Genomic DNA, 18825 nt, shown 5'->3' with positions numbered 1-18825 from the left:
GATAATTCACGGGACCCTTTGGGCCGCAAGCGATTACATGCTACCTACGGGGATCTAGTCATCGCCAAGCGGACTAGCTCCAGCATGACCCCTTAAGGGGTGGGCATCGCTCTCAGGTCTTGGTGATAGTCCCGGAGAAGACCCATGCGGTTCCACCAAACATCTACAAAGTCCACGGCCGTAGCGTTAGCCCATTCCGCGCATCCGGTCGCAAGGCACACATGCGGATACCATGGCTGAACTGGGCCTTTGAAGATAGCACTGCCCGCGAAGAGGCCTTTCAGCTCCTTCTCCTGCGTATGTTGGTCATCATCCGTCTGCCACTCAGGTTTGAAGTGGACCAACGCATTTCGTAGGCCAATCAGCTTCTTCGCCCATTGGTACGGCTTCTGGCCCGACTCCAACAACGGCTGCTGGGCCGCCGCCAAGGCCACCTGATATTTCTCAAGTATCCCGGCCCGCTCCAGGCGGGCCGGGTGCTCCCAAAGCGCCCGGATCATCACGGCGGTAGCTTCACTGACCCCGGCACATCGTGAGTTCACGTTCCCGGGCTCCGATTCTGCAAGGTCTTGCAGCACTTCGTTTACGGAGGCCTCGATGAAGGCCACTGACAGGAGAACCGCATTCGTCGCCACCGCCTCCAGTTCCACGCTCCCCTCATGTGTTCCCGCGAGTCGGCTCTCAATTTCCCTAGCCTCCCGTGCTGCACGACGCGCGGCCCATAGATGTTGGGACGCCCGGTAGCCCCGGACAGCAACACTCGCAGAAAACCCCGCCTCTATCGTTACCGCCGCCTTCGTGACATGGACCGTGGCGTCGTTCTGGTCAGTCATCAGTGCAGTGTGATACCAAAGACCGCAAGTTGTTGCCGAATTCAGCCATACAGGATCAAGGGCGGCGCTGGCGCGCCGCCGAGCGGCGCCGCCACGCGGCGCCGCGCAACCGCCGGGCCTACGCAGGCTCCGGCAGGCGGGCCCGTCGGGCGCGTCGGCGCCGCTTTGGCGACGTGGCAGAACGCCGACCATTCCTGTCTGAGCACTTCTTGCATCACCGAGCAGTGCTGGACACGCTGCCAGCCGTACCCGACTGACCTCCCGCAGCCAATCACGTACCCACCGGCGTCCCAGCCTGGTTACCCGGCTGTGGTCGCGCCCCGACAACTATCAGGTAATTTCCGCGTCCTCTCAGACGATACACATCTCATGACCGGCGAAGAGTGGTTCCGACTCTGGATGACGCTGCTTCAGGCCTTTGGTGGTGGACTCGTAACGCTCGGCGGTGTCTATCTGGGATGGCGGTTCGCGAATCGATCCGCGAAGCAGGAACGGTGGAACGCAGAACTCAACCACTGGATCAACGAGCTAAGCCGAATCCACCGACACCTCCTCGACGCCGATCCGAAAACCCAGCAAGAGGCTTCCGACGCGATCAGCGCAGCGATGGTCGATCTGATACGTTCGCACAAGTCCAGGCCGACTCCCCGAGGCTCAGTAGGCGATGCTCTCATCTCGTCGCTGTTCTTAGCGATCGGCGCTCTCGCCGGGCTGAAACCCGAACCGCCATCCATAAAGGTGCCGCGCGAACCCGGGCCGCCTGAGTCGATCGACCCGGACGCCGACTACTTCAGGACTGTGTACGTGCTCGACCGTTTGTTGACCACCACTCTCGAACTTGCCCTGACATGGAACAAAGATGGCCTCTCCCAAAGGAAGATCAACAGGGCAGAGAAGACCCGCAGAGAACAAATCGGCGGCGGATATATCAGAGTGCCTGACGACCGCAAATCTGGGCCCAGCAGTAAATACGGCGGATGGGCCTGACCCCCATCTAAGTGAGTCGTTCCCCACCTTCCTCATGGCCCAATCGTCTCGCTCCAGCCGAACGAGTCAAGGACCACCCTCGGTGTCCGCTACGCGGTGCCTACGGCATCCTTGACACGCTCGTCTTCCACCGAGAGATGGCCAGTACGAGGAAGGACGGGAGGGAGAAGGCAGGGGCGGGCGGATAGACGACCTATCCGCTTGCGGGTTGGTGCTGGACTCAGCCTGGCACTGCGTTCGCGACGACACTTGACAAGACAGCCGACCCAGCGAGCGCAGTTGCGGACAACACCGAACCGATCGAATCCGAACCGATCATCCTCATCACCTTCCCTTCTTCACAACGGGCCCGAGAACGAGCCCACAGAACAGGAACATGGTTTAGCGTCACGGCCGCCGCGAACAGAAGCAGTGCCAGAACCCGGTTTACCGGGCTCAATCCAGCGATTCCGATTCTACGCCAGCCTGACGTAGCTGAAAGCCGGAACGCCTGGTCCGCAGTTGGTCCGCAGGAGTGCGCAACCGGCCCGACTCCTACCAACGATCCCAACGCAGGAGTTCGCAGGTCAGGCAGGTACAGCCACGGATACCAACCCCAGCCAACGCTCCCAAACGCCAAGAGCGACAATCTTGAAAACCGTCGTGGTTCACGCCACCGTGGGTTCAAATCCCACACCCACCGCAGAGGGCGTTCGCAGTCGTCTGCTGCATGAGTTCGGGTCGTCGTCCTTGACGACCGCTTCGCCTTGCCTGAATACGGCCCCCGCGGCTCACCCACCTGCAACTCGATGACTACTGGTGTAATCGAACCCTGACGATCGGGAGCCCTAGGATTGGTCGTGGGGTAGGCGGCAGCCTGTTCGGGCGGAGATTACCGTTGCGGCGGAGGTGGCTATTTTGATGGTTGCGCCGTCGGCTGGGTTCGAGAACCAGATGTCGTGTTTTCCGGGGTGGTTCTGCATTGCGTCGGGGGCTGTGGCGCCGACTGTGGCGGCTATGGCTCGGGCGCGGTCGAGGAATTGGGGCCATTGGTCGTCGGGGATCGGTTGGCGGGCCCAGTAGTTTTGGAGATTCATCATCTGGCCTGCGGTTCGGTCGAACGGCTCGATGCAGCTGTCGTCGCGCAGTCGGTCATCGACCCAATCCCATTTCAAGCCGGGCACGAGTTCCGAAGCGGCGGCGGCGATCTGTTCGACAACCGCACGCATCTGGGCTTCCGTGTCCTCCAGGCTGGGCCACTGTTGGAGACGCCGCGCGGCCTCGGCGGTCGCCTGATCTCCGGTCTGCTGGTCATGGCTGTCCATAGCGCAACTCCCCACCGTCAGTATCGAGGTCACAGCGATCGCCAATGTGGCGATACCCCTGGTCATCGCCGCGGATCGTCCGCTGCGCGTATTCATTTGTGCACCGATGTCGTCGCGTTGTCGGGAACTCCGGCGACGACGGCGGCGAGGTTGTAGCCGGTGCGGTGCAGGCGGTGCGTCTCGTTGTCGGTGCGCGGATATTCGGCGTGCCCGGACCCCTGCGTATACGTGCTGCCGTCACTGAGCGTGATGGCTTCGGTGTCGAGGTGGTTGATCCAGTCCAACTTGCCCGGGCTGCGGCCGAATCGGTCGGCGTAGGCCACGGGGTCGCCCTTTTCTGTCATCTCGTAGACGTGGCGGTCCCGCAGCCCGAGGTCACCGGCATTGCGCACGGTGTCGTTGAGCCCCGTTTCGGTGATGAGCGCGCCCGCCGGATCGAATACCACCCCCAGCCCGCTGGCGCCGACGGCCGGAACGTGCCCGCCCAATCCCGGCGACCCGTAGAACACGACATCGTCCACACCACCGGCCTTTTCCTGCAACGCCAGACTGGTGGTCAGCGACCCGTAGGAGTGCCCGAGCGCGGTGATGTGCGGATCGTTCCGGGTACTCGCGACATCGAGCCCACTGTAGAAGTCGGCCAGCGGCTTCGCACCCTCCGCCGCCCGGCCCTCCCACAGGACATTGGCGGTATCGGGCCGCGGATTGTCCAACCCACCCTGCGGAGGGTCGTATCCGAACCAGGCGATCGTGGACACGCTGCCGGTGGAATTCTCGGCGCGCAGTTGCCGCTCCGATTCCAATTTCAGATTCTCCGCCTCCCGCACCATGCCGCCGAGCGACTCCCGGGGATTGGAGCCGAGGCCCGGCGTGGACACCGACACATGATCGGCGCGGTCGGGATCACCGACCGCCACGGCCGCGCGACCTTGCCGACCGGACCGCATGTCCAGATACATCAACTTGCGCGGCGGCTTACCGTCCTGCGGTACGACCGACTCCTCGATCGCCTTCAGGTCGTCCAGGCGTTTGCGCGAATCCACCTTCCGCCGCGCCGCGTCCTCGTTGGCCGGATTCGCGGTCAGATCGGCACTCGCCGTGGTGAATTCCTGTTCCAGCCTGGCCCGCTCGACCGGGATTCGATTGCGATTGGCCTGGTCTTTGACGTCCGCCGGAAGCCCGTCGAGATTGCCGACGGAAGCCAGTTGCGTGGACACCATTTCCGCCTGCTCCCGCGGCGTCAGCGAATCCCACCAGGCGCGGTTCTCCTTCGGATTGCCGTCTGCCGGTGGCTGTTTCGGCTCGGACCGCGGCGTGGTGGCATTGCCGAAGGAATCCGCGTCGGGCATATCGGCGAAAGCCCGGCTGATCGCGGTGACGGCCTCGGCGTCGATGGTGGCGGCATTGTCGAGAACCTTCTTCATGAAGGCGGTTTGGCTGTCGCAGTCGAGCTGGAGAGCGGCCAGCGCGGTGTTGTATTTGTTCTCGTCGCCGCCGACCGACGAATACACGGCCTGTTTGGTTTCCTCGGTGATCTGGCAGCTGCCGTCGTCCTCGACGCGCAGGCCCTTGGCTTCCGCGGCCTGCTTCCGATGCTCCACCAGCCCCTGGGCGGCGGCGAAATTCATACTCGCGACCTTCGCGGTGTCGCGGCCTTTCTCCAACGCCTCCAGCACTTTTCGTGCCTTCTCGTACGTCTGGGTGAACCGATCGCGCATCGCGTCACCGGCCCCGCCGCGGAACGTGTCGTGGGAGCCGTCCACGGCCAGATGCTGGGCGTCGACCTCGGTGCGCAGCGCGATCGCCTGCCGGCCCCACCCGTCGCCCTGATCGGCGAGCGAGCCCGGATTCCAGCCGAGCACCTGCGGGACCGTGAGGTGACCGCTCACCGCGCGCCCTGTCCGGTTGCGGCGATACCCGCGACACTCGCGGCCTCGTGCGCGTCGAAGCTCGCGACGGCGCCGACGATCGTGCCGCTCATCTCCAGCAGGGCGGTGCCGACCGCACCCATCGCCCGGTCCGCCGACCGGCTCGCGGCGTGGTACGCATCGGGTGTCTTCGCACCCGCCAGGCCGCCGGTCAGGCTGTTCGCGATCGCGCCGCCCCCGCCGAGCGTCCGCAATTCCTGCCCCGCCGTGCCGAGCCCGTCCGCAAGCGCCCGGCATGCCGGTTTGTCGACCCAGACGATATCCGACCCCACGTCGCGGCCCCCCTCGTTCGCGCCGACCGCGGCTGCAGCCGGCTGGTTGGTGATCTCGGGTCACTATAGGCTGCGGCCAGGGCAATCAGATAAGGGGAGGATTCCGGATGGCCGATATCGACCCGTTGACCGGCAGCATCGAACGGCTGCAGAACGCCGTGTCCGGCCCGGCGACGGCGGCCGCGCCCGAAGCGGCCGTCGACGTGGGCGCCGACGGCACACTGCGCGCTATCAGGCTGACCGACTACGGCCGACGGATCGATCCGGACACCCTCGTCGAGGCGATCGTCCGCCTGCACGCCGCCGCGCTGGCCGACGCCCGCCGATCCGTCGCCGACGCGGTCACCCGGCTGGAGAACGACCCCCGACTGCTGGCCCAGCGCGAACACCTCGTCGACACATTCGCTCGACCGGCCCCGTCACCACCCGAATCCCACCTCCGACGCGAACCGACGCCCGAAGAGGACGAGGAGATGGACCAGTACTACCAGCGCAGGAGCTGGCTGGAATAGCCATGCCCGCCATGCCGCGCGCTTGCGGATGATCCGGACCACGGTCTGACAGGATCGCTGCTGCTCACTCGCGTACGAACCGACGGACAGGAGTAATTGCGATGCCTCTTTTCGGAAGCGCTGTCGCCGATGTGATTCCGTTCGACCGAATCATCCAGGCGCTCCGGGCGTTCATTCTCTGACGGCCGAGACACGGCGCTCAGCGGTCTCCGCGGGCCGTGATCTCCTTGTCGATGGTTTCGAAGACGTCGCCGATCACCTCGAGCTGTTCGGGGGTGAGCAGGTCGACGAAATTGCGGCGGACGGCGTGCACGTGACCCGGTGCGGCGGCGCGCAGGCGGTGCATGCCTTCCTCGGTGAGGTGGGCGCGAACGCCTCGGCCGTCCTCCTCGGCGCTGGTGCGGCGCACCATGCCCTGCTCCTCCATGCGCCGGATCTGGTGTGTGAGACGGCTTCTCGACGACAGTACGCCGTCGGCCAGATCGCTCATGCGCAGCGACCGGCCCTGGGCCTCCGACAGCAGCACCAGGATTCGGTACTCGGCCAGACTGAGGTCACTGTCGCGCTGCAGTTGCCGGTTCAGCTCCGCGAGCAGACGCTGGCCGCCGTCCATATAGGCGCGCCAGGCCCGCTGCTGAGCCGAGCTGAGCCACCTCGGCTCCGGCGCCGTGCGACCGCCCGGTTCGTAAGCCATGCGGTCATTCTATTAGCCGCCCCCGGAACGACTGTCGGCTGGTCAGCGCGCCGTCGACAGCATCGACCGGTTCAGGTCGGCGATCTCGGAACAACCCGAAAGTCCCATCGACGCATCGAGATCCGCGAGCAGCATCCGCAGCGCGTGCCGCACCCCGGCCGCGCCCGCGATCCCGAGACCGTAGGCCCAGGGCCGCCCGTACAGCACGGCCTTGGCGCCCAGCGACAGCGCGATCATCACGTCCGAACCGGTGCGGATCCCGGAATCGAACAGCACGTCGGCGCGGTCGCCGACGGTGGCGACGACCGCGGTCAGCGCGTCCAGCGCGGCGATGGAACCATCCACCTGGCGGCCGCCGTGATTGCTGACCACCACCGCGTCGGCCCCGGCATCGACCAGTTGGCGGGCGTCTTCGGGATGCAGGACGCCCTTCACCGCGATCGGCAGATCGGTCCATTCCCGCAGCCGGGCGATATCCGCGGGGCGCAGGCTGTGATTGCCGAACAGGGCGCTCCAGGTCAGCACCGCCAGCTGCATCGCCTCCTCGCTCTCCTCCGGCGGCACGGACAACTTGGCGCGAAAGACGGGGTCGGACAGGTAGTTCGCGATGCCCTCGGCGCGCAGGAAGGGCAGGTGCGCCAGTGTCAGATCGCGCGGGCGCCAGCCCAGGCTCGGGGTGTCGACGGTGACCACGATGGCCTGCGCGCCCGCTTTCGCGGCGCGGTCGACGAACGAACGAGCCAGCTCGTCGTCATTGGGCCAGTACAGCTGGTACCACCAGGCACCGGCCGCCTCGCCCACCTCCTCGATCGGGGTCGAGGCCGCCGTAGACAGCACCATGCCGATGCCCAGCTCGCGGGTCACCTCGGCGACCGTCACCTCGCCGCGTTCCTGGAGCAGCGCGAGCACGCCCACCGGCGCGGTCAGCACGGGAGCGGCGAGCCGCGTGCCGAGTACCTCCACCGACAGGTCGCGCACGCCGGGACCGCTGGCCCCGCGCCACATCCGCGGGACCAGTCGGTACCGGTCGAACGCCGCCTCGTTCGCCGCGGCGGTCCGCTCGCCCGACGCGCTGCCCGCCACGTAGGCGAACGCCTCCGGTTCCAGCACCTCCCGGGCGCGCTGCGCCAAAGCCGCTGCCGTCATCGGCAATTGGGGTAGCGCGCCGGTGAGCCCGGCCAGATAGATCTCGTTCTGGAAGTCGGCGAAACTGCTCATTCCCGGAACGCTAGAGGAATTGCCGGGCGCGGATCGGGTAATCGACGGGTGATGCGGAAAGGGGATGTGACATAACCGAAGACGACGAACTGCGCGAGCTGCGCCGCCGGGGCGACGCGGCCGGAATTCACGGCACGGCCGAGATGACCGCCGACGAACTCCACGCGGCGCTCGGCAAGATGGCGAAAGGCGTCGACGCCGACACAGCCGAACAGGAAGCCCGAGGTCTGCGGTAGCCGAGGCGCACGACGTAAGGTCGCGGGTATGCACGCGGTGACGCTCGAGGAATTCGGTGAGCCCGAGGTGATGCGCTGGGCGCAGGCGCCGGACCTGCCGGAGCCCGGGCCCGGCGAGGTGTCGATCGACGTCGTTGCGGCGGGGGTCAACCGCGCGGATCTGTTGCAGCGGAAGGGTTTCTATCCACCGCCGCCCGGCGCCAGCGAAATTCTCGGGCTCGAATGTTCGGGTGTGGTCGCGGCGGTCGGCGCGGGTGTGCGGGACTACCGGCCCGGCGATCGGGTGTGCGCGCTGTTGTCCGGCGGCGGATACGCCGAGCGGGTCGTGGCGCCGGCGACTCAGGTGCTGCCGGTCCCGGAGGGGCTCGACCTCGCCGCCGCGGCGGCACTGCCCGAGGTGGCGGCGACCGTCTGGTCGAACCTGGTCCTGCGGGCCGGGCTGCACGCCGGACAGCTGCTGCTGATCCACGGCGGCGGTAGCGGCATCGGGACGCACGCCATTCAAGTGGCGGTGAGCCGGGGCGCGCGGGTCGCGGTCACCGCGGGCTCGCAGCTCAAGCTCGACCGCTGCAAGGAATTGGGCGCGAGCGTTCTGATCAACTACCGCGACGAGGATTTCGTCGCCGTGCTCGGCCAATTCGGCGGGGCCGACATCATTCTCGACAATATGGGCGCGGCCTATCTGCAACGCAATGTCGACGCGCTCGCCGAGGACGGTCAGCTGTGCATCATCGGCATGCAGGGCGGGGTGAACGGTGAGCTGAATGTCGCGGGGCTGCTGGGCAAGCGCGGCACCATTCACGCCACCAATCTGCGCCGCCGCCCCGCCACCGGCCGCTCCGGCAAGGCCGAGATCATCGCCGAACTGCGCCGCCACCTGTGGCCGTTGATCGCCGACGGCAGCGTGGTCCCGATCGTGCACGCCGAGTTGCCGGTGTCCGAGGCCGCCGAGGCGCACCGGCTGCTCGATTCCCCGCAGACCGTCGGCAAGGTGATCCTGCGGATCCGCGCGTCCTGATCCGGCGCGAGCACCCACGATTCAGCGCGATATGTGCCGCCCGAGCACGAATAGTGACCGGACAGGCCGGTTCCAGTGGGCGAACTCAGTCCAGGGCGGCGAGCGCGCGGCCCAGCTGGTCGATCTCGAACTTCGTTGTGTAGGGGGCCAATCCGATGGTGACCGCGCCGCCCTCGTCGTTGACTCCCAGGGCGTCGAGCAGGCGGCTGCCGCCGTGTACGCCGCTGAGCGTGCCGACGTGATGGTCGGCCAGTTTCGCGGAGACCTTCTCGGCCTGCATACCGTCGATGGTGAAACTCACCGTGGGGATGCGGGTGGACGCGCGGCCGATGACGGTCAGGTTCGGGATGCGGTCCAGCACCTCCATCAGGTGCTCGAACAGCTGGTCGTGATAGTCCTGCAGCGAGGTTATCGAGATCTCCAGCCGCTCCCGGCGGGTGCCCGTCGCCCGTTCGTCCAGCCCGGCCAGATACTCGATCGAGGTGGTCAGCCCGGCTAACAGCGCGTACTGATGGTGTCCGACCTCCAGCCGCTCGGCGCCCTTGGCGTAGGGATTCAGCGACATCGACGGAATCCGGTCCAGGAACGCCGGATCGCGGAACACCAGCGCACCGATCTGCGGCCCGCCCCAGGCCGGGGCCGACAGCGCCACCACATCGGCGTTGAGTTCGTCGATATCGATCAGCGCGTACGGTGCGGCGCCGAAGCAGTCGGCCACGAGCAGGCCGCCCACCTGATGCACCCGGTCGGCGGCCACCCGTACGGCCGGCGCCGAGCCGACGATCGGAGACGCGGCCGTCAAGGCGACTAAACGTGCGGTGGGCCCGATCAACTCCTCGAACTGCCACGCGGGCATCTCGCAGGTCTCGATCTCCACCTCGGCCCAACGCACATGGGCCCCATAGCGGTTGGCGATGCGCAGCCACGGCGCGACGTTGGCCTCGTCGTCCAGGCGCGACAGCACGATCCCGGTGCCCAGCCCGAGCCGGGAACTCAGCGATTCGGCCAGCCAGGCCAGCAGTACGGCGCGATCCGGACCCAGCACCACACCCGCCGGGTCGGCGCCGACCAGGTCCGCGACGGCCTCGCGGGCGGCGTCCAAAATGGCCCCGCTGCGCCGGGTGGCGCTGTATCGATTGCCGTGGGTGAATGCGGAAGTGCGGAAACCTGTTGACACGGCGCGCGATACCGAATCCGGGACCAGCATGCCGGCCTGCGGGTCGAGATGGATCCAGCCGTCGCCCAGGGACGGTATCAACCCCCGAACCCTCGCGACGTCGTAAGTCATGCAGGCCACTCTAAGGGCAGCGGGCGAGTAGATGTAACCGTGTCGACGGCTACCACCGAGCACCGATCGGGCGCGCCGACACCCTTCGGGTAACCAGCTGACAGATCATGCGACATGGCAACCGACTTTCAGCAAACCGTCCCACACACGAGGCGAACACGACCGAAACAGAATACTGACCGTCACGGACCGGCATACCCGCAGTGCGTACCCACCCGCTTAGCACATCGCGCGCGGACAAGACATGATGGAGATCATGACGCACTCGGACGGAGCACCGGAATCCATCGTGGTGATCGGCCCCGAAGGCCGACCGATGGTCATCCCGGCAGGCAGCCAGGGCGATGCGCCGCTCGCCGGTCAGGTGGTCGGCGAAGGCGAGGCCGACGCGGAACAGGACCTCGACAACAAGGAATCGCTGGCCGACATGGTCGAACAGCCGGCGAAGGTGATGCGCATCGGCACCATGATCAAACAGTTGCTGGAGGAGGTGCGGGCAGCTCCCCTCGACGATGCCAGCCGCAACCGCCTCAAGGAGATTCACCAGACCTCCGTGCGCGAGCTGGAGCAGGGACTCTCGCCCGAGCTGCGCGACGAACTGGAGCGGCTGGCGCTGCCGTTCGGCGAGGATTCCGTCCCCTCGGATGCCGAGCTGCGCGTCGCCCAGGCCCAGCTGGTGGGCTGGCTGGAGGGCCTGTTCCACGGCATCCAGACCGCGCTGTTCGCCCAGCAGATGGCCGCCCGCCAGCAGTTGGAGCAGATGCGGCACGCGCTGCCGCCCGGGATGCACGCACCCGAGCGCGGGCAGGGCGGCTCGGCCACGGGCGGCAGCGGCCAGTATCTGTGAGGTCACAGCGACATCTGCGAGGTCAACGTCTCTGAACAGGCAGCGTCCGCGGTTTACGGCCCGCACGCGGCGCGGTCGATCGGGCACCGCTACAGTCGGTCACTGTGCCTGCAGCAGCCCCAGCCGAGTCGGCGACCGCCGCCGAACAGAGCCCGGCCGACGCCCCGGTACCGCTGATGCCTGACTCACAGTCGTTCGGACGCGCGTTCAAGGATCTGCGCGACGGGTTCGCGCAGCGTGAACTGTGGCTGTCGCTGGGCTGGCAGGACATCAAGCAGCGCTACCGCCGGTCGGTGCTCGGCCCGTTCTGGATCACCATCGCCACCGCCGTGCAGGCGACGGCGATGGGCATCCTCTACGCGGCGATCCTCGGCCAGGATCTGTGGACCTACCTGCCGTACGTGACCGTCGGCCTGATCATCTGGGGCGTCATCAACGCCAGCATCCTCGAGGGCTCGGATGTGTTCATCGCCAACGAGGGGCTGATCAAACAGCTGCCGTCGGCGTTGAGCGTGCACGTCTATCGCCTGGTGTGGCGGCAGCTCCTGTTCTTCGCGCACAACGCGATCATCTATGTGGTCCTGCTGGCCGGCATGGGGGTGTGGAAGAACCTGCAGTGGACCGCGCTGCTCGCGATTCCGGGCATGCTGCTGCTGTTCATGAACGCGATGTGGGTGTCGATCGCGTTCGGCATCTTCAGCACCCGCTACCGCGATATCGCGCCGATCCTGGGCAGCATGACGCTCATGCTGTTCGTGCTCACGCCGGTCATGTGGACGACCAAGTCGCTGCACGACCAGGGCGGCGCGGTGAGCGAGCGGGCGCGGCTGGTCGAGCTGGTGCCGACCTACCACTACCTGGAAATCGTGCGCGCGCCGCTGCTGGGCGATCCGATCCACGTGCGGAGCTGGTATGTGGTGCTCGCGATCACCGTGCTCGGCTGGTGCGTGGCGCTGCTGGCGTGGAAGCGGTTCCGTTCCCGCGTGCCGTACTGGGTGTAAGGGGCAGTCATGACCGAGCACGTAAGCATCGAAGCCCATGACGCGTGGGTGGAATTCCCCATTTTCGACGCCAAATCACGGTCGCTGAAGAAGGCGGTCCTGGGTAAGGCGGGCGGCGCGATCGGGCGCAATCAATCCGATGTGGTGGTCGTCGAGGCGCTGCGCGAGATCACCATGTCGTTCTCCGAGGGCGACCGCGTCGGCCTGGTCGGCCACAACGGCGCCGGGAAATCGACGCTGCTGCGCCTGCTGGCGGGGATCTACGAACCCACCCGGGGCAGCGCGCGCGTGCGCGGGCGGGTGGCGCCGGTATTCGATCTCGGCGTAGGCATGGATCCGGAGATCTCCGGCTACGAGAACATCATCATCCGCGGCCTGTTCCTCGGGCAGACCCGCAAGCAGATGATGGCCAAGGTGGACGAGATCGCCGAATTCACCGAACTCGGCGAATATCTGAACATGCCGCTGCGCACCTATTCGACCGGTATGCGAGTGCGGCTGGCGATGGGCGTGGTGACCTCCATCGACCCCGAGATCCTGCTGCTGGACGAGGGCATCGGCGCCGTGGATGCCGATTTCATGAAAAAGGCCCGAAATCGCCTGCGGGATCTCGTCGCTCGCTCCGGAATCCTGGTATTTTGCAGCCATTCCAACGAATTCCTGGCGCAACTGTGCGACACCGCGATCTGGATCGACCACGGCCGGATGCGGATGCGCGGCGACATCGAGGAAGTGGTGCGGGCCTATGAGGGGCCCGAGGCCGGTGACCATGTCGCCCAGATTCTGCGCGAGCTGGAACGAGAACGGGAACTGGAGCGGAATCCCACATGAGTGATCAGCCGGCGTCGTCCGAGACGATTGGGGACGGCAGCCGCATCGTCGCGGTCGTCGTCACCCATAAACGCCGGGAACTGCTGGCCGAATCGCTGAAGGTGCTCTGCGCGCAGACGCGTCCGATCGATCACCTGATCGTGGTCGACAACGCCAACGAGCCCGAGGTCGGTGAGCTGGTGCGCCAGCAGCCGGTGGAGCACACGTACCTGGGTTCGGAACACAACCTGGGTGGCGCGGGAGGCTTCGCGCTCGGCATCCTGCACGCGCTGTCGCTGGGTGCGGACTGGGTGTGGCTGGCCGACGACGACGGCCGTCCCGAGGGCCCGGAGGTGCTCGAGACTCTCGTGGATTGCGCTCGGCGGCACGGCCTTTCGGAGGTCTCGCCGGTGGTGGCCGATATCGACGATCCCGACCGCCTGGCGTTCCCGCTGCGCCGCGGGGTGGTGTGGCGGCGGCTGCGCTCCGAACTCGGCGACGAGGACTTCCTACCCGGGATCGCCTCGCTGTTCAACGGCGCGCTGGTGTCCGCCGCGGCCGTCGACGTGATCGGGGTGCCGGATCTGCGGCTGTTCGTGCGCGGCGACGAGGTCGAGATCCATCGTCGGCTGGTGCGCTCCGGGCTGCCGTTCGGCACCTGTCTGCAGGCGGCGTACCTGCACCCCAACGGATCCGCCGAATTCAAGCCGATCCTGGGCGGGCGCATGCACACCCAGTACCCGGACGATCCGGTCAAGCGCTACTTCACCTACCGCAACCGTGGCTACCTGATGGCACAGCCCGGGATGCGCAAGTTGCTGCCGCAGGAGTGGGCCCGGTTCTCCTGGTTCTTCCTTGTGCAGCAACGAGATCCGGCCGGTCTGCGAGAATGGCTGCGACTGCGGCGCCTGGGGCGGCGCGAGCAGTTCCGCAAACCCGGTTAGCACAGCGCTTTTTCGAATATGGAGGTATGGGTGTGAGTAACCCCCACGGCGGGCCACCACCCAACGGACAACCCTGGCAGCCCAGCGGGCAACCCCCGCACCCCGGAGCCCCCCAGCCACCCGACAACCCCGGGGCACCGCAATCCCCCAGCGCGTCGGCGCCACAGCCGCACACACCGAACCCGGCCCAGCCGAGCCCCGCTGCGCCGCAACCGAACAGCACATCGAGCCCGCGCATCCCGCAGGCGAACGGCGCCCCGTCGCACGGATATGGTGCGCCACCGGCCGACAGCGCATCCTCCCCGCGCCTTCCGTCAACGGGCAGCAGGTCCCGGCCGCGCGGTGGGGTGCCACGCACATTCCGGTCGGGGCTGGCCAGTACCATCTGCGGGTGAGCACCCGCTGGATGTGGGATATGGGTCCGGCGGAGACCGTGGTGCCCGTGGCCGAGGGGCAGAGCACCCGGGTCTACTACCGGGCACCGGCGATCGCCTTCATCCGCGGCGCCGTCGGACCGGTCCCGCAATCGACGCCCGGCATGCTGTTCGTGTACCTGATCTGGGGTTTCGCGGCACTGATGATCCTGCTCAACATCGCGCTGATCGCGGCCATGCCGTAGCCCCACGAAAAAACCTTGCGCCCCGCACGGGGGTGCTGTCATCGTTGTATCCGTCCAGAGCGGACGACATCGTCGAAAGGTCGAGGAGGTGGAAGACATGCACGCCAACTATCGGGTTGTCGCGGCCGGGCAGCGGCCGGATATCGAAAGCCGCGCCGCCGCATGCGCTTCCACCCTCTCCCTGATGCACTGAGCCCGCGCCGGGCCCGGTGCCCGACGAATGGACGCTTTCCATCATGGTCGATTACGACCGTCTCATCCCCTACGGCTGGAATCCGGCCGTATCTGCCGCGTACACACGGCTGCTCGACACCGGCTGGGTCCCGGCCCGCGTGATCCGGATGGATCGCAGCGAGTGCGACGTCGCGACACCCGAAGGGCTCGCGCGTGCGCGCTGCCCACGGGCGGATACCAACGTCAACGGCCTGTGTACCGGCGATTGGGTCGCCATAGATGCAGAACTCGTTGTGCGACAACTGGTTCCGCGCAATACCGCCATCGTGCGTGCCTCGGTGTCGGGCCGGTCGGAGGCACAGATCCTGGCCGCGAACGTCGATACGGTCCTGGTGTGCACCGCGGCCGACGCCGATGTCGACCTGGGCCGCATCGAACGAATGTTGGCCCTGGCCTGGGAATCAGGGGCGCAACCGGTGGTCGTGCTGACGAAAGCCGATCTGGCCGTTGATATTCCGCTCGAAGACGTGCGCGCCGTGGCACCGGGAGCGACGACGCTGGCCGTCAGCGCCACCACGGGACTGGGCATGGATGTGCTCGGCGCGGTGCTGGACGGCACGGTCGCGCTGATCGGCCCCTCCGGCGCGGGTAAGTCGACGCTGGCGAACGCGTTGCTCGGCGAGGAGGTGTTCGCCACCAACGAGGTTCGTGCCGCCGACAAACGCGGACGGCACACCACCGCGCACCGCGAGCTGCGACCGCTGCCCGGCGGCGGCACCCTCATCGACACCCCGGGCCTGCGATCCGTCGGCCTGTGGGATGCCACCGAGGGGATCGGCCGCACGTTCAGCGATATCGAATCTCTCGCCGCCGCATGCCGATTCGCCGATTGCGCGCACCGCACCGAACCCGGCTGCGCCGTGCGTGCCGCACTCGAATCGGGTGCGCTCCCGCAGCGGCGCTGGGACAGTTATCGCAAACTCCAGCGCGAGAACGAATGGCTGGCGGCCCGTTCCGATGCCCGGCTGCGAGCGGAACGCCAGCGGGAGTGGAAGAATGTCGAGAAGTCGCAGCGCGCGGTCTACCGCGAGCGTCGATCGCGCAGTTGGTAACGAGAGCACGAACCGCGTCGGGCAGGTCATGCGCTCGAGAACCGGCACGCTGGCGGCGGCGTACTCGTTGGCGTCGATGCCGCCCTGATCCCGGCCTGACACGGCTCCTGATACGAACCTCACTATGCAACTGATTGCATAGTAGCCCAGCTGTCGCCTACTGTGCGAATCGGGCAGAACCCGGACCCGGCGGCCATCCGCCCGGGATGATCGAGTCGGGGACGTCGCAGAGATTGGAGCAGGGGTATGACGGAAGCAGGGAAGCTCGCGGGCCGGACCATGATCATGTCGGGCGGCAGCCGCGGCATCGGGCTGGAGATCGCCAAGCGGGCCGCGGCGGACGGGGCGAACATCACGCTGATCGCGAAGACCGATCAGCCGCATCCGAAGCTGCCCGGCACCATCCACACCGCGGCGGCGGAGCTCGAGCAGGCCGGGGGCACGGTCCTGAAGTTCGTCGGCGACGTGCGCGACGACGAGGCGGTGGCGCGGGCGGTCCAGCAGACCGTGGAGCGGTTCGGCGGAATCGACCTGGTGGTCAACAACGCGTCCGCGATCGACCTGTCGCCCACCGAGACGCTGCCGATGAAGAAGTACGACCTTATGCAGGACATCAACTGCCGCGGCAGCTTCCTGCTGTCCAAGCTGAGCATCCCCGCGCTGAGGCGTTCGGCGGAACTGGGGCGCGACCCGCACATCCTGACGCTGTCGCCGCCGCTGAACCTGGATCCGAAGTGGGCCGGTTCCTCGCTCGGCTACACCATCGCCAAGTACGGAATGTCGCTCACCACTTTGGGTTTGGCCGAAGAGCTGCGCCAGTACGGCGTCGGCGTCAATTCGCTGTGGCCGCGCACCACCATCGCCACCGCCGCGGTCCGCAACCTGCTCGGCGGCGAGGAGATGGTCCGGACCTCGCGCACGCCAGATATCTACGCCGACGCCGCCTACCTGGTGCTCACCTCGCCCGCCAAGGACACCACCGGCAACTTCTTCATCGACGACGAAGTCCTCGCCACTCACGGCCTCACCGACCTCGACAAATACCGCGTGGTCCCCGGCGACGAGCCCCTCACCACCGACCTGTTCCTCTGAGCGCGTTTCCGCGGGGCTTCCGCGCGGCGAGGCTGACACCACCCGGCGGGGTACGGCTACCACGAATGCCGCTGATGCTGGAATCCTTTACACAGCAAGGGATTTCACCTTCGGAGGCGCGATCATCGTCACATACCGGTCATTCGATTTGCCGGTACATTGGACCGCAGGTCGGGCTGTCGATAGGAGTTGATACGCGCATGGGTCAGCGGTTGACGATCGGGCTCGGCTTCGCCGCCCTGTTCGCCGGTACGGTCGGGGTGCTCGCGCCACAGGCGGCGGCGCAGGAGTTGGCGCCCGGCGTCTCGTGCGAGGGGTTCACCTGCCGCAACGATACGGACGACACCTACCGGGTCGAAGGCGTCGCGCACTGTTCGGACGGCACGCCGATCCGGATCGAGAAGTACGTCGCGCCGCATCTGCAATCGGCGCGGGTGGATGTCAACTGCGGGTTCAAGACCGAGCCGGGGACCTGGGAGGACCAGCCCCGACGCATGAGCCCCGGAACCTGGGAGCAACAGCCGCCCACCATCGGGCCGGACGGGAAGCTGGAGTCGAAACCGCCGGTCTTCAAGCCGGGCACCTGGGAAGACCAGCCGCGAGTGTTCCGGCCGGGGCGGAGCATCCCGCAGCACGTGGTGAGCATCGAGTATCGGAGCGCGGTGGTCGACAACGAGCCGCCACCGGTACCGTCCGGCTCGGCCGGTTTCTGACGGGGTCAGCTGTTCGCGGGCCGAGCCGGGGCGCCACCACCTCCCGCTCGGCCAGATCCCGCAGCGTCACCAGTTGCTTGCGGATCATGACGAAGTCGCTCGTCACCACCGGCGCGAGCAGCCAGGCAATTCGGCCGCGATCTCGTCCCGGGTGCCGCCCCAGGTCTGCCCGGGGATCATGCCTGGCCCCGCTCTGCCGCCGTCGCGATGCGGCGCAACATCCGCCGGACCACCATGCGATGTCCGCCGGTGCCGACGACCAGCGCCCGAAAGACACGCCCGGCGGGACCCGGGAACTCGCCCCGGGATTCGGCGGTCAGCGCGGTATGCCCGGAGCCGGCCTCACTCAGCGAGAACACCAGCGCATAACGCGAAAACCGGTGGCGCCCTTCGAAGGCCAGCCGCCGCGGCGGATGCACCTCACCGACGGAGAAACCGGCCGAGGCGGGACGCAGACTATCCGGGTCGCGGCACAGGGACCGCAGCAGCGCGGCCCATGTCCGCTCCCGATCGGCGGTGACTATTCTGGAATATTGATCGATATAGGGCAGTCGCTCCATATAGAAGGAACGTACTAGTACATGGCTCCACCCCGCAAGCACGACACCGACGTGATCCTCGACGCAGCCCGCACCCTGGTGCTGCGCGAGGGTCCGCGCGCGGCCAGCGTGGCTGCCATCGCCGCGGCCAGCGGCGCGCCGGTGGGCACGCTCTACCACCGGTTCGGCAACCGCGACGGCGTGCTCTCCGCGACCTGGATCCGCGCGGTGGAACGCTTTCAGAGCCGCGCGCTGGCGGCCGCCGAGAACCCGGATCCCCTGGAAGCGGCGGTAGGCATGGCGGTCGCCGCCATCGACTTCGCCCGCACCCTCCCCGACGATGCCAAGCTCCTGCTGAACCTGCGCCCGCGCGACCTGCTCGACGGCGCACCGGAAACAGAACTGCGCCAACAACTCGACCGAATGAACGTCCCGCTCATCGAGCAACTCCGCCGCGTCACCAGCGAGCTGACGGGCAGCGACGACGAGCGCGCCATCGACCGCGTCGCCCGCGCCATCGTCGACCTCCCCAACGCCACCCTGCGCCGCCACGCCCGCTTCGGCGACCTCCCCACCTGGCTGGAATCCGACGTCGCCGACGCCGCCCGAACCCTCCTCACCACCCGATCCCGCTGAGCCCGAGCGGGTATCGGCTCTTGCCCGCCCACCGAACTCGCGCGGGTC

The 18825-nt window shown here is 67.2% G+C and carries 21 protein-coding genes; 12 read left to right on the top strand and 9 right to left on the bottom strand.

What is annotated here, in order from left to right; translation table 11 throughout:
• Positions 1-92 precede the first annotated feature (92 nt).
• A complete protein-coding gene (locus ACYVLQ_RS10960) occupies positions 93-833 on the bottom strand; it encodes a hypothetical protein (RefSeq protein WP_460697286.1) in 741 nt (246 codons plus the stop codon).
• Between the two features lie 369 nt (positions 834-1202).
• Here ACYVLQ_RS10960 and ACYVLQ_RS10955 point away from each other — a divergent pair, with 369 nt between their 5' ends.
• Complete coding sequence (locus ACYVLQ_RS10955; RefSeq protein ID WP_460697285.1) at positions 1203-1820, top strand: hypothetical protein; 618 nt, start codon at positions 1203-1205, stop codon at positions 1818-1820.
• Between the two features lie 827 nt (positions 1821-2647).
• On the opposite strand, the gene ACYVLQ_RS10950 is transcribed toward ACYVLQ_RS10955, so the two are convergent.
• From ACYVLQ_RS10950 to ACYVLQ_RS10940, 3 genes are all read right to left on the bottom strand, one after another.
• Complete coding sequence (locus ACYVLQ_RS10950; RefSeq protein WP_460697284.1) at positions 2648-3124, bottom strand: LppA family lipoprotein; 477 nt, start codon at positions 3122-3124, stop codon at positions 2648-2650.
• 92 nt (positions 3125-3216) lie between these two features.
• The gene (locus tag ACYVLQ_RS10945; protein ID WP_460697283.1) at positions 3217-5013 is read right to left on the bottom strand and encodes an alpha/beta hydrolase; all 1797 of its coding nucleotides are present in this window, start codon (positions 5011-5013) and stop codon (positions 3217-3219) included.
• Positions 5010-5324 (bottom strand): hypothetical protein, encoded by a 315-nt coding sequence (locus ACYVLQ_RS10940; protein ID WP_460697282.1) that lies wholly within the window; start codon positions 5322-5324, stop codon positions 5010-5012. Before ACYVLQ_RS10940 ends, ACYVLQ_RS10945 begins: the two co-directional genes overlap by 4 nt.
• A 107-nt stretch (positions 5325-5431) precedes the next feature.
• Here ACYVLQ_RS10940 and ACYVLQ_RS10935 point away from each other — a divergent pair, with 107 nt between their 5' ends.
• Complete coding sequence (locus ACYVLQ_RS10935) at positions 5432-5836, top strand: hypothetical protein (protein WP_460697281.1); 405 nt, start codon at positions 5432-5434, stop codon at positions 5834-5836.
• 199 nt (positions 5837-6035) lie between these two features.
• Here the strand turns inward: ACYVLQ_RS10935 and ACYVLQ_RS10930 are convergent, their stop codons facing one another.
• From ACYVLQ_RS10930 to ACYVLQ_RS10920, 3 genes are read right to left on the bottom strand one after another with little or no spacing between them, the layout of a single operon-like run.
• Positions 6036-6530, bottom strand: coding sequence for a MarR family winged helix-turn-helix transcriptional regulator (locus tag ACYVLQ_RS10930; protein ID WP_460697280.1), 495 nt, complete (start codon positions 6528-6530; stop codon positions 6036-6038).
• A 42-nt stretch (positions 6531-6572) separates the two neighbouring features.
• Positions 6573-7748, bottom strand: a complete 1176-nt coding sequence (locus ACYVLQ_RS10925; protein ID WP_460697279.1) for an alpha-hydroxy-acid oxidizing protein — start codon at positions 7746-7748, stop codon at positions 6573-6575.
• Positions 7745-7912 (bottom strand): hypothetical protein, encoded by a 168-nt coding sequence (locus ACYVLQ_RS10920; RefSeq protein ID WP_460697278.1) that lies wholly within the window; start codon positions 7910-7912, stop codon positions 7745-7747. Before ACYVLQ_RS10920 ends, ACYVLQ_RS10925 begins: the two co-directional genes overlap by 4 nt.
• Positions 7913-8012: 100 nt before the next feature.
• On the opposite strand from ACYVLQ_RS10920, the gene ACYVLQ_RS10915 reads away from it, so the two are divergent.
• Positions 8013-9002, top strand: a complete 990-nt coding sequence (locus tag ACYVLQ_RS10915; protein WP_460697277.1) for an NAD(P)H-quinone oxidoreductase — start codon at positions 8013-8015, stop codon at positions 9000-9002.
• An 85-nt stretch (positions 9003-9087) separates the two neighbouring features.
• Here the strand turns inward: ACYVLQ_RS10915 and ACYVLQ_RS10910 are convergent, their stop codons facing one another.
• The gene (locus ACYVLQ_RS10910) at positions 9088-10290 is read right to left on the bottom strand and encodes a cysteine desulfurase-like protein (protein WP_460697276.1); all 1203 of its coding nucleotides are present in this window, start codon (positions 10288-10290) and stop codon (positions 9088-9090) included.
• Between the two features lie 256 nt (positions 10291-10546).
• On the opposite strand from ACYVLQ_RS10910, the gene ACYVLQ_RS10905 reads away from it, so the two are divergent.
• The 8 genes from ACYVLQ_RS10905 (at position 10547) to ACYVLQ_RS10870 (ending at position 17602) form a co-directional block, all read left to right on the top strand.
• On the top strand, positions 10547-11137 hold the full coding sequence (locus tag ACYVLQ_RS10905) for a bacterial proteasome activator family protein (RefSeq protein WP_460697275.1): 591 nt from the start codon (positions 10547-10549) through the stop codon (positions 11135-11137).
• Positions 11138-11313: 176 nt separating this feature from the next.
• Positions 11314-12138 carry a galactan export ABC transporter permease subunit Wzm/RfbD gene (gene wzm / locus ACYVLQ_RS10900; protein ID WP_460697448.1) on the top strand — a complete coding sequence of 275 codons (825 nt, stop codon included), beginning with the start codon at positions 11314-11316 and terminating at the stop codon, positions 12136-12138.
• A 9-nt stretch (positions 12139-12147) separates the two neighbouring features.
• Positions 12148-12969: a galactan export ABC transporter ATP-binding subunit Wzt/RfbE gene (gene wzt, locus ACYVLQ_RS10895; RefSeq protein ID WP_460697274.1), complete on the top strand. Its 822-nt coding sequence runs from the start codon at positions 12148-12150 to the stop codon at positions 12967-12969.
• On the top strand, positions 12966-13892 hold the full coding sequence (gene glfT1 / locus ACYVLQ_RS10890) for a galactofuranosyltransferase GlfT1 (protein ID WP_460697273.1): 927 nt from the start codon (positions 12966-12968) through the stop codon (positions 13890-13892). Before wzt ends, glfT1 begins: the two co-directional genes overlap by 4 nt.
• Positions 13893-14283: 391 nt before the next feature.
• Complete coding sequence (locus tag ACYVLQ_RS10885; RefSeq protein ID WP_460697272.1) at positions 14284-14511, top strand: hypothetical protein; 228 nt, start codon at positions 14284-14286, stop codon at positions 14509-14511.
• Between the two features lie 236 nt (positions 14512-14747).
• A complete protein-coding gene (rsgA, locus tag ACYVLQ_RS10880; protein WP_460697271.1) occupies positions 14748-15797 on the top strand; it encodes a ribosome small subunit-dependent GTPase A in 1050 nt (349 codons plus the stop codon).
• Between the two features lie 246 nt (positions 15798-16043).
• Positions 16044-16889, top strand: a complete 846-nt coding sequence (locus ACYVLQ_RS10875) for an SDR family oxidoreductase (RefSeq protein WP_460697270.1) — start codon at positions 16044-16046, stop codon at positions 16887-16889.
• Positions 16890-17089: 200 nt separating this feature from the next.
• A complete protein-coding gene (locus ACYVLQ_RS10870) occupies positions 17090-17602 on the top strand; it encodes a hypothetical protein (RefSeq protein WP_460697269.1) in 513 nt (170 codons plus the stop codon).
• 176 nt (positions 17603-17778) lie between these two features.
• Here ACYVLQ_RS10870 and ACYVLQ_RS10865 read toward each other — a convergent pair whose 3' ends face one another.
• The gene (locus tag ACYVLQ_RS10865; protein ID WP_460697268.1) at positions 17779-18162 is read right to left on the bottom strand and encodes a hypothetical protein; all 384 of its coding nucleotides are present in this window, start codon (positions 18160-18162) and stop codon (positions 17779-17781) included.
• 21 nt (positions 18163-18183) lie between these two features.
• Here ACYVLQ_RS10865 and ACYVLQ_RS10860 point away from each other — a divergent pair, with 21 nt between their 5' ends.
• Complete coding sequence (locus tag ACYVLQ_RS10860; RefSeq protein ID WP_460697267.1) at positions 18184-18777, top strand: TetR/AcrR family transcriptional regulator; 594 nt, start codon at positions 18184-18186, stop codon at positions 18775-18777.
• The last annotated feature ends 48 nt before the right edge of the window (positions 18778-18825 follow it).

The organism is Nocardia thraciensis, assembly GCF_054782435.1.
Note: the sequence above shows the minus strand (reverse complement) of the source record. Positions and strands in the feature narration are given on the sequence as shown.

Excerpts from the sequence above, each read along its gene's own strand:
- ACYVLQ_RS10930 (WP_460697280.1), bottom strand. The coding sequence starts at position 6,530 with ATGGCTTACGAACCGGGCGGTCGCACGGCGCCGGAGCCGAGGTGGCTC.
- wzm (WP_460697448.1), top strand. The coding sequence starts at position 11,314 with ATGCCTGACTCACAGTCGTTCGGACGCGCGTTCAAGGATCTGCGCGAC.
- ACYVLQ_RS10910 (WP_460697276.1), bottom strand. The coding sequence starts at position 10,290 with ATGACTTACGACGTCGCGAGGGTTCGGGGGTTGATACCGTCCCTGGGC.
- ACYVLQ_RS10905 (WP_460697275.1), top strand. The coding sequence starts at position 10,547 with ATGACGCACTCGGACGGAGCACCGGAATCCATCGTGGTGATCGGCCCC.
- ACYVLQ_RS10925 (WP_460697279.1), bottom strand. The coding sequence starts at position 7,748 with ATGAGCAGTTTCGCCGACTTCCAGAACGAGATCTATCTGGCCGGGCTC.
- ACYVLQ_RS10915 (WP_460697277.1), top strand. The coding sequence starts at position 8,013 with ATGCACGCGGTGACGCTCGAGGAATTCGGTGAGCCCGAGGTGATGCGC.
- ACYVLQ_RS10860 (WP_460697267.1), top strand. The coding sequence starts at position 18,184 with ATGGCTCCACCCCGCAAGCACGACACCGACGTGATCCTCGACGCAGCC.
- glfT1 (WP_460697273.1), top strand. The coding sequence starts at position 12,966 with ATGAGTGATCAGCCGGCGTCGTCCGAGACGATTGGGGACGGCAGCCGC.
- wzt (WP_460697274.1), top strand. The coding sequence starts at position 12,148 with ATGACCGAGCACGTAAGCATCGAAGCCCATGACGCGTGGGTGGAATTC.
- ACYVLQ_RS10950 (WP_460697284.1), bottom strand. The coding sequence starts at position 3,124 with ATGGACAGCCATGACCAGCAGACCGGAGATCAGGCGACCGCCGAGGCC.
- ACYVLQ_RS10955 (WP_460697285.1), top strand. The coding sequence starts at position 1,203 with ATGACCGGCGAAGAGTGGTTCCGACTCTGGATGACGCTGCTTCAGGCC.
- ACYVLQ_RS10870 (WP_460697269.1), top strand. The coding sequence starts at position 17,090 with ATGGGTCAGCGGTTGACGATCGGGCTCGGCTTCGCCGCCCTGTTCGCC.
- ACYVLQ_RS10875 (WP_460697270.1), top strand. The coding sequence starts at position 16,044 with ATGACGGAAGCAGGGAAGCTCGCGGGCCGGACCATGATCATGTCGGGC.
- ACYVLQ_RS10960 (WP_460697286.1), bottom strand. The coding sequence starts at position 833 with ATGACTGACCAGAACGACGCCACGGTCCATGTCACGAAGGCGGCGGTA.
- rsgA (WP_460697271.1), top strand. The coding sequence starts at position 14,748 with ATGGTCGATTACGACCGTCTCATCCCCTACGGCTGGAATCCGGCCGTA.
- ACYVLQ_RS10865 (WP_460697268.1), bottom strand. The coding sequence starts at position 18,162 with ATGGAGCGACTGCCCTATATCGATCAATATTCCAGAATAGTCACCGCC.
- ACYVLQ_RS10935 (WP_460697281.1), top strand. The coding sequence starts at position 5,432 with ATGGCCGATATCGACCCGTTGACCGGCAGCATCGAACGGCTGCAGAAC.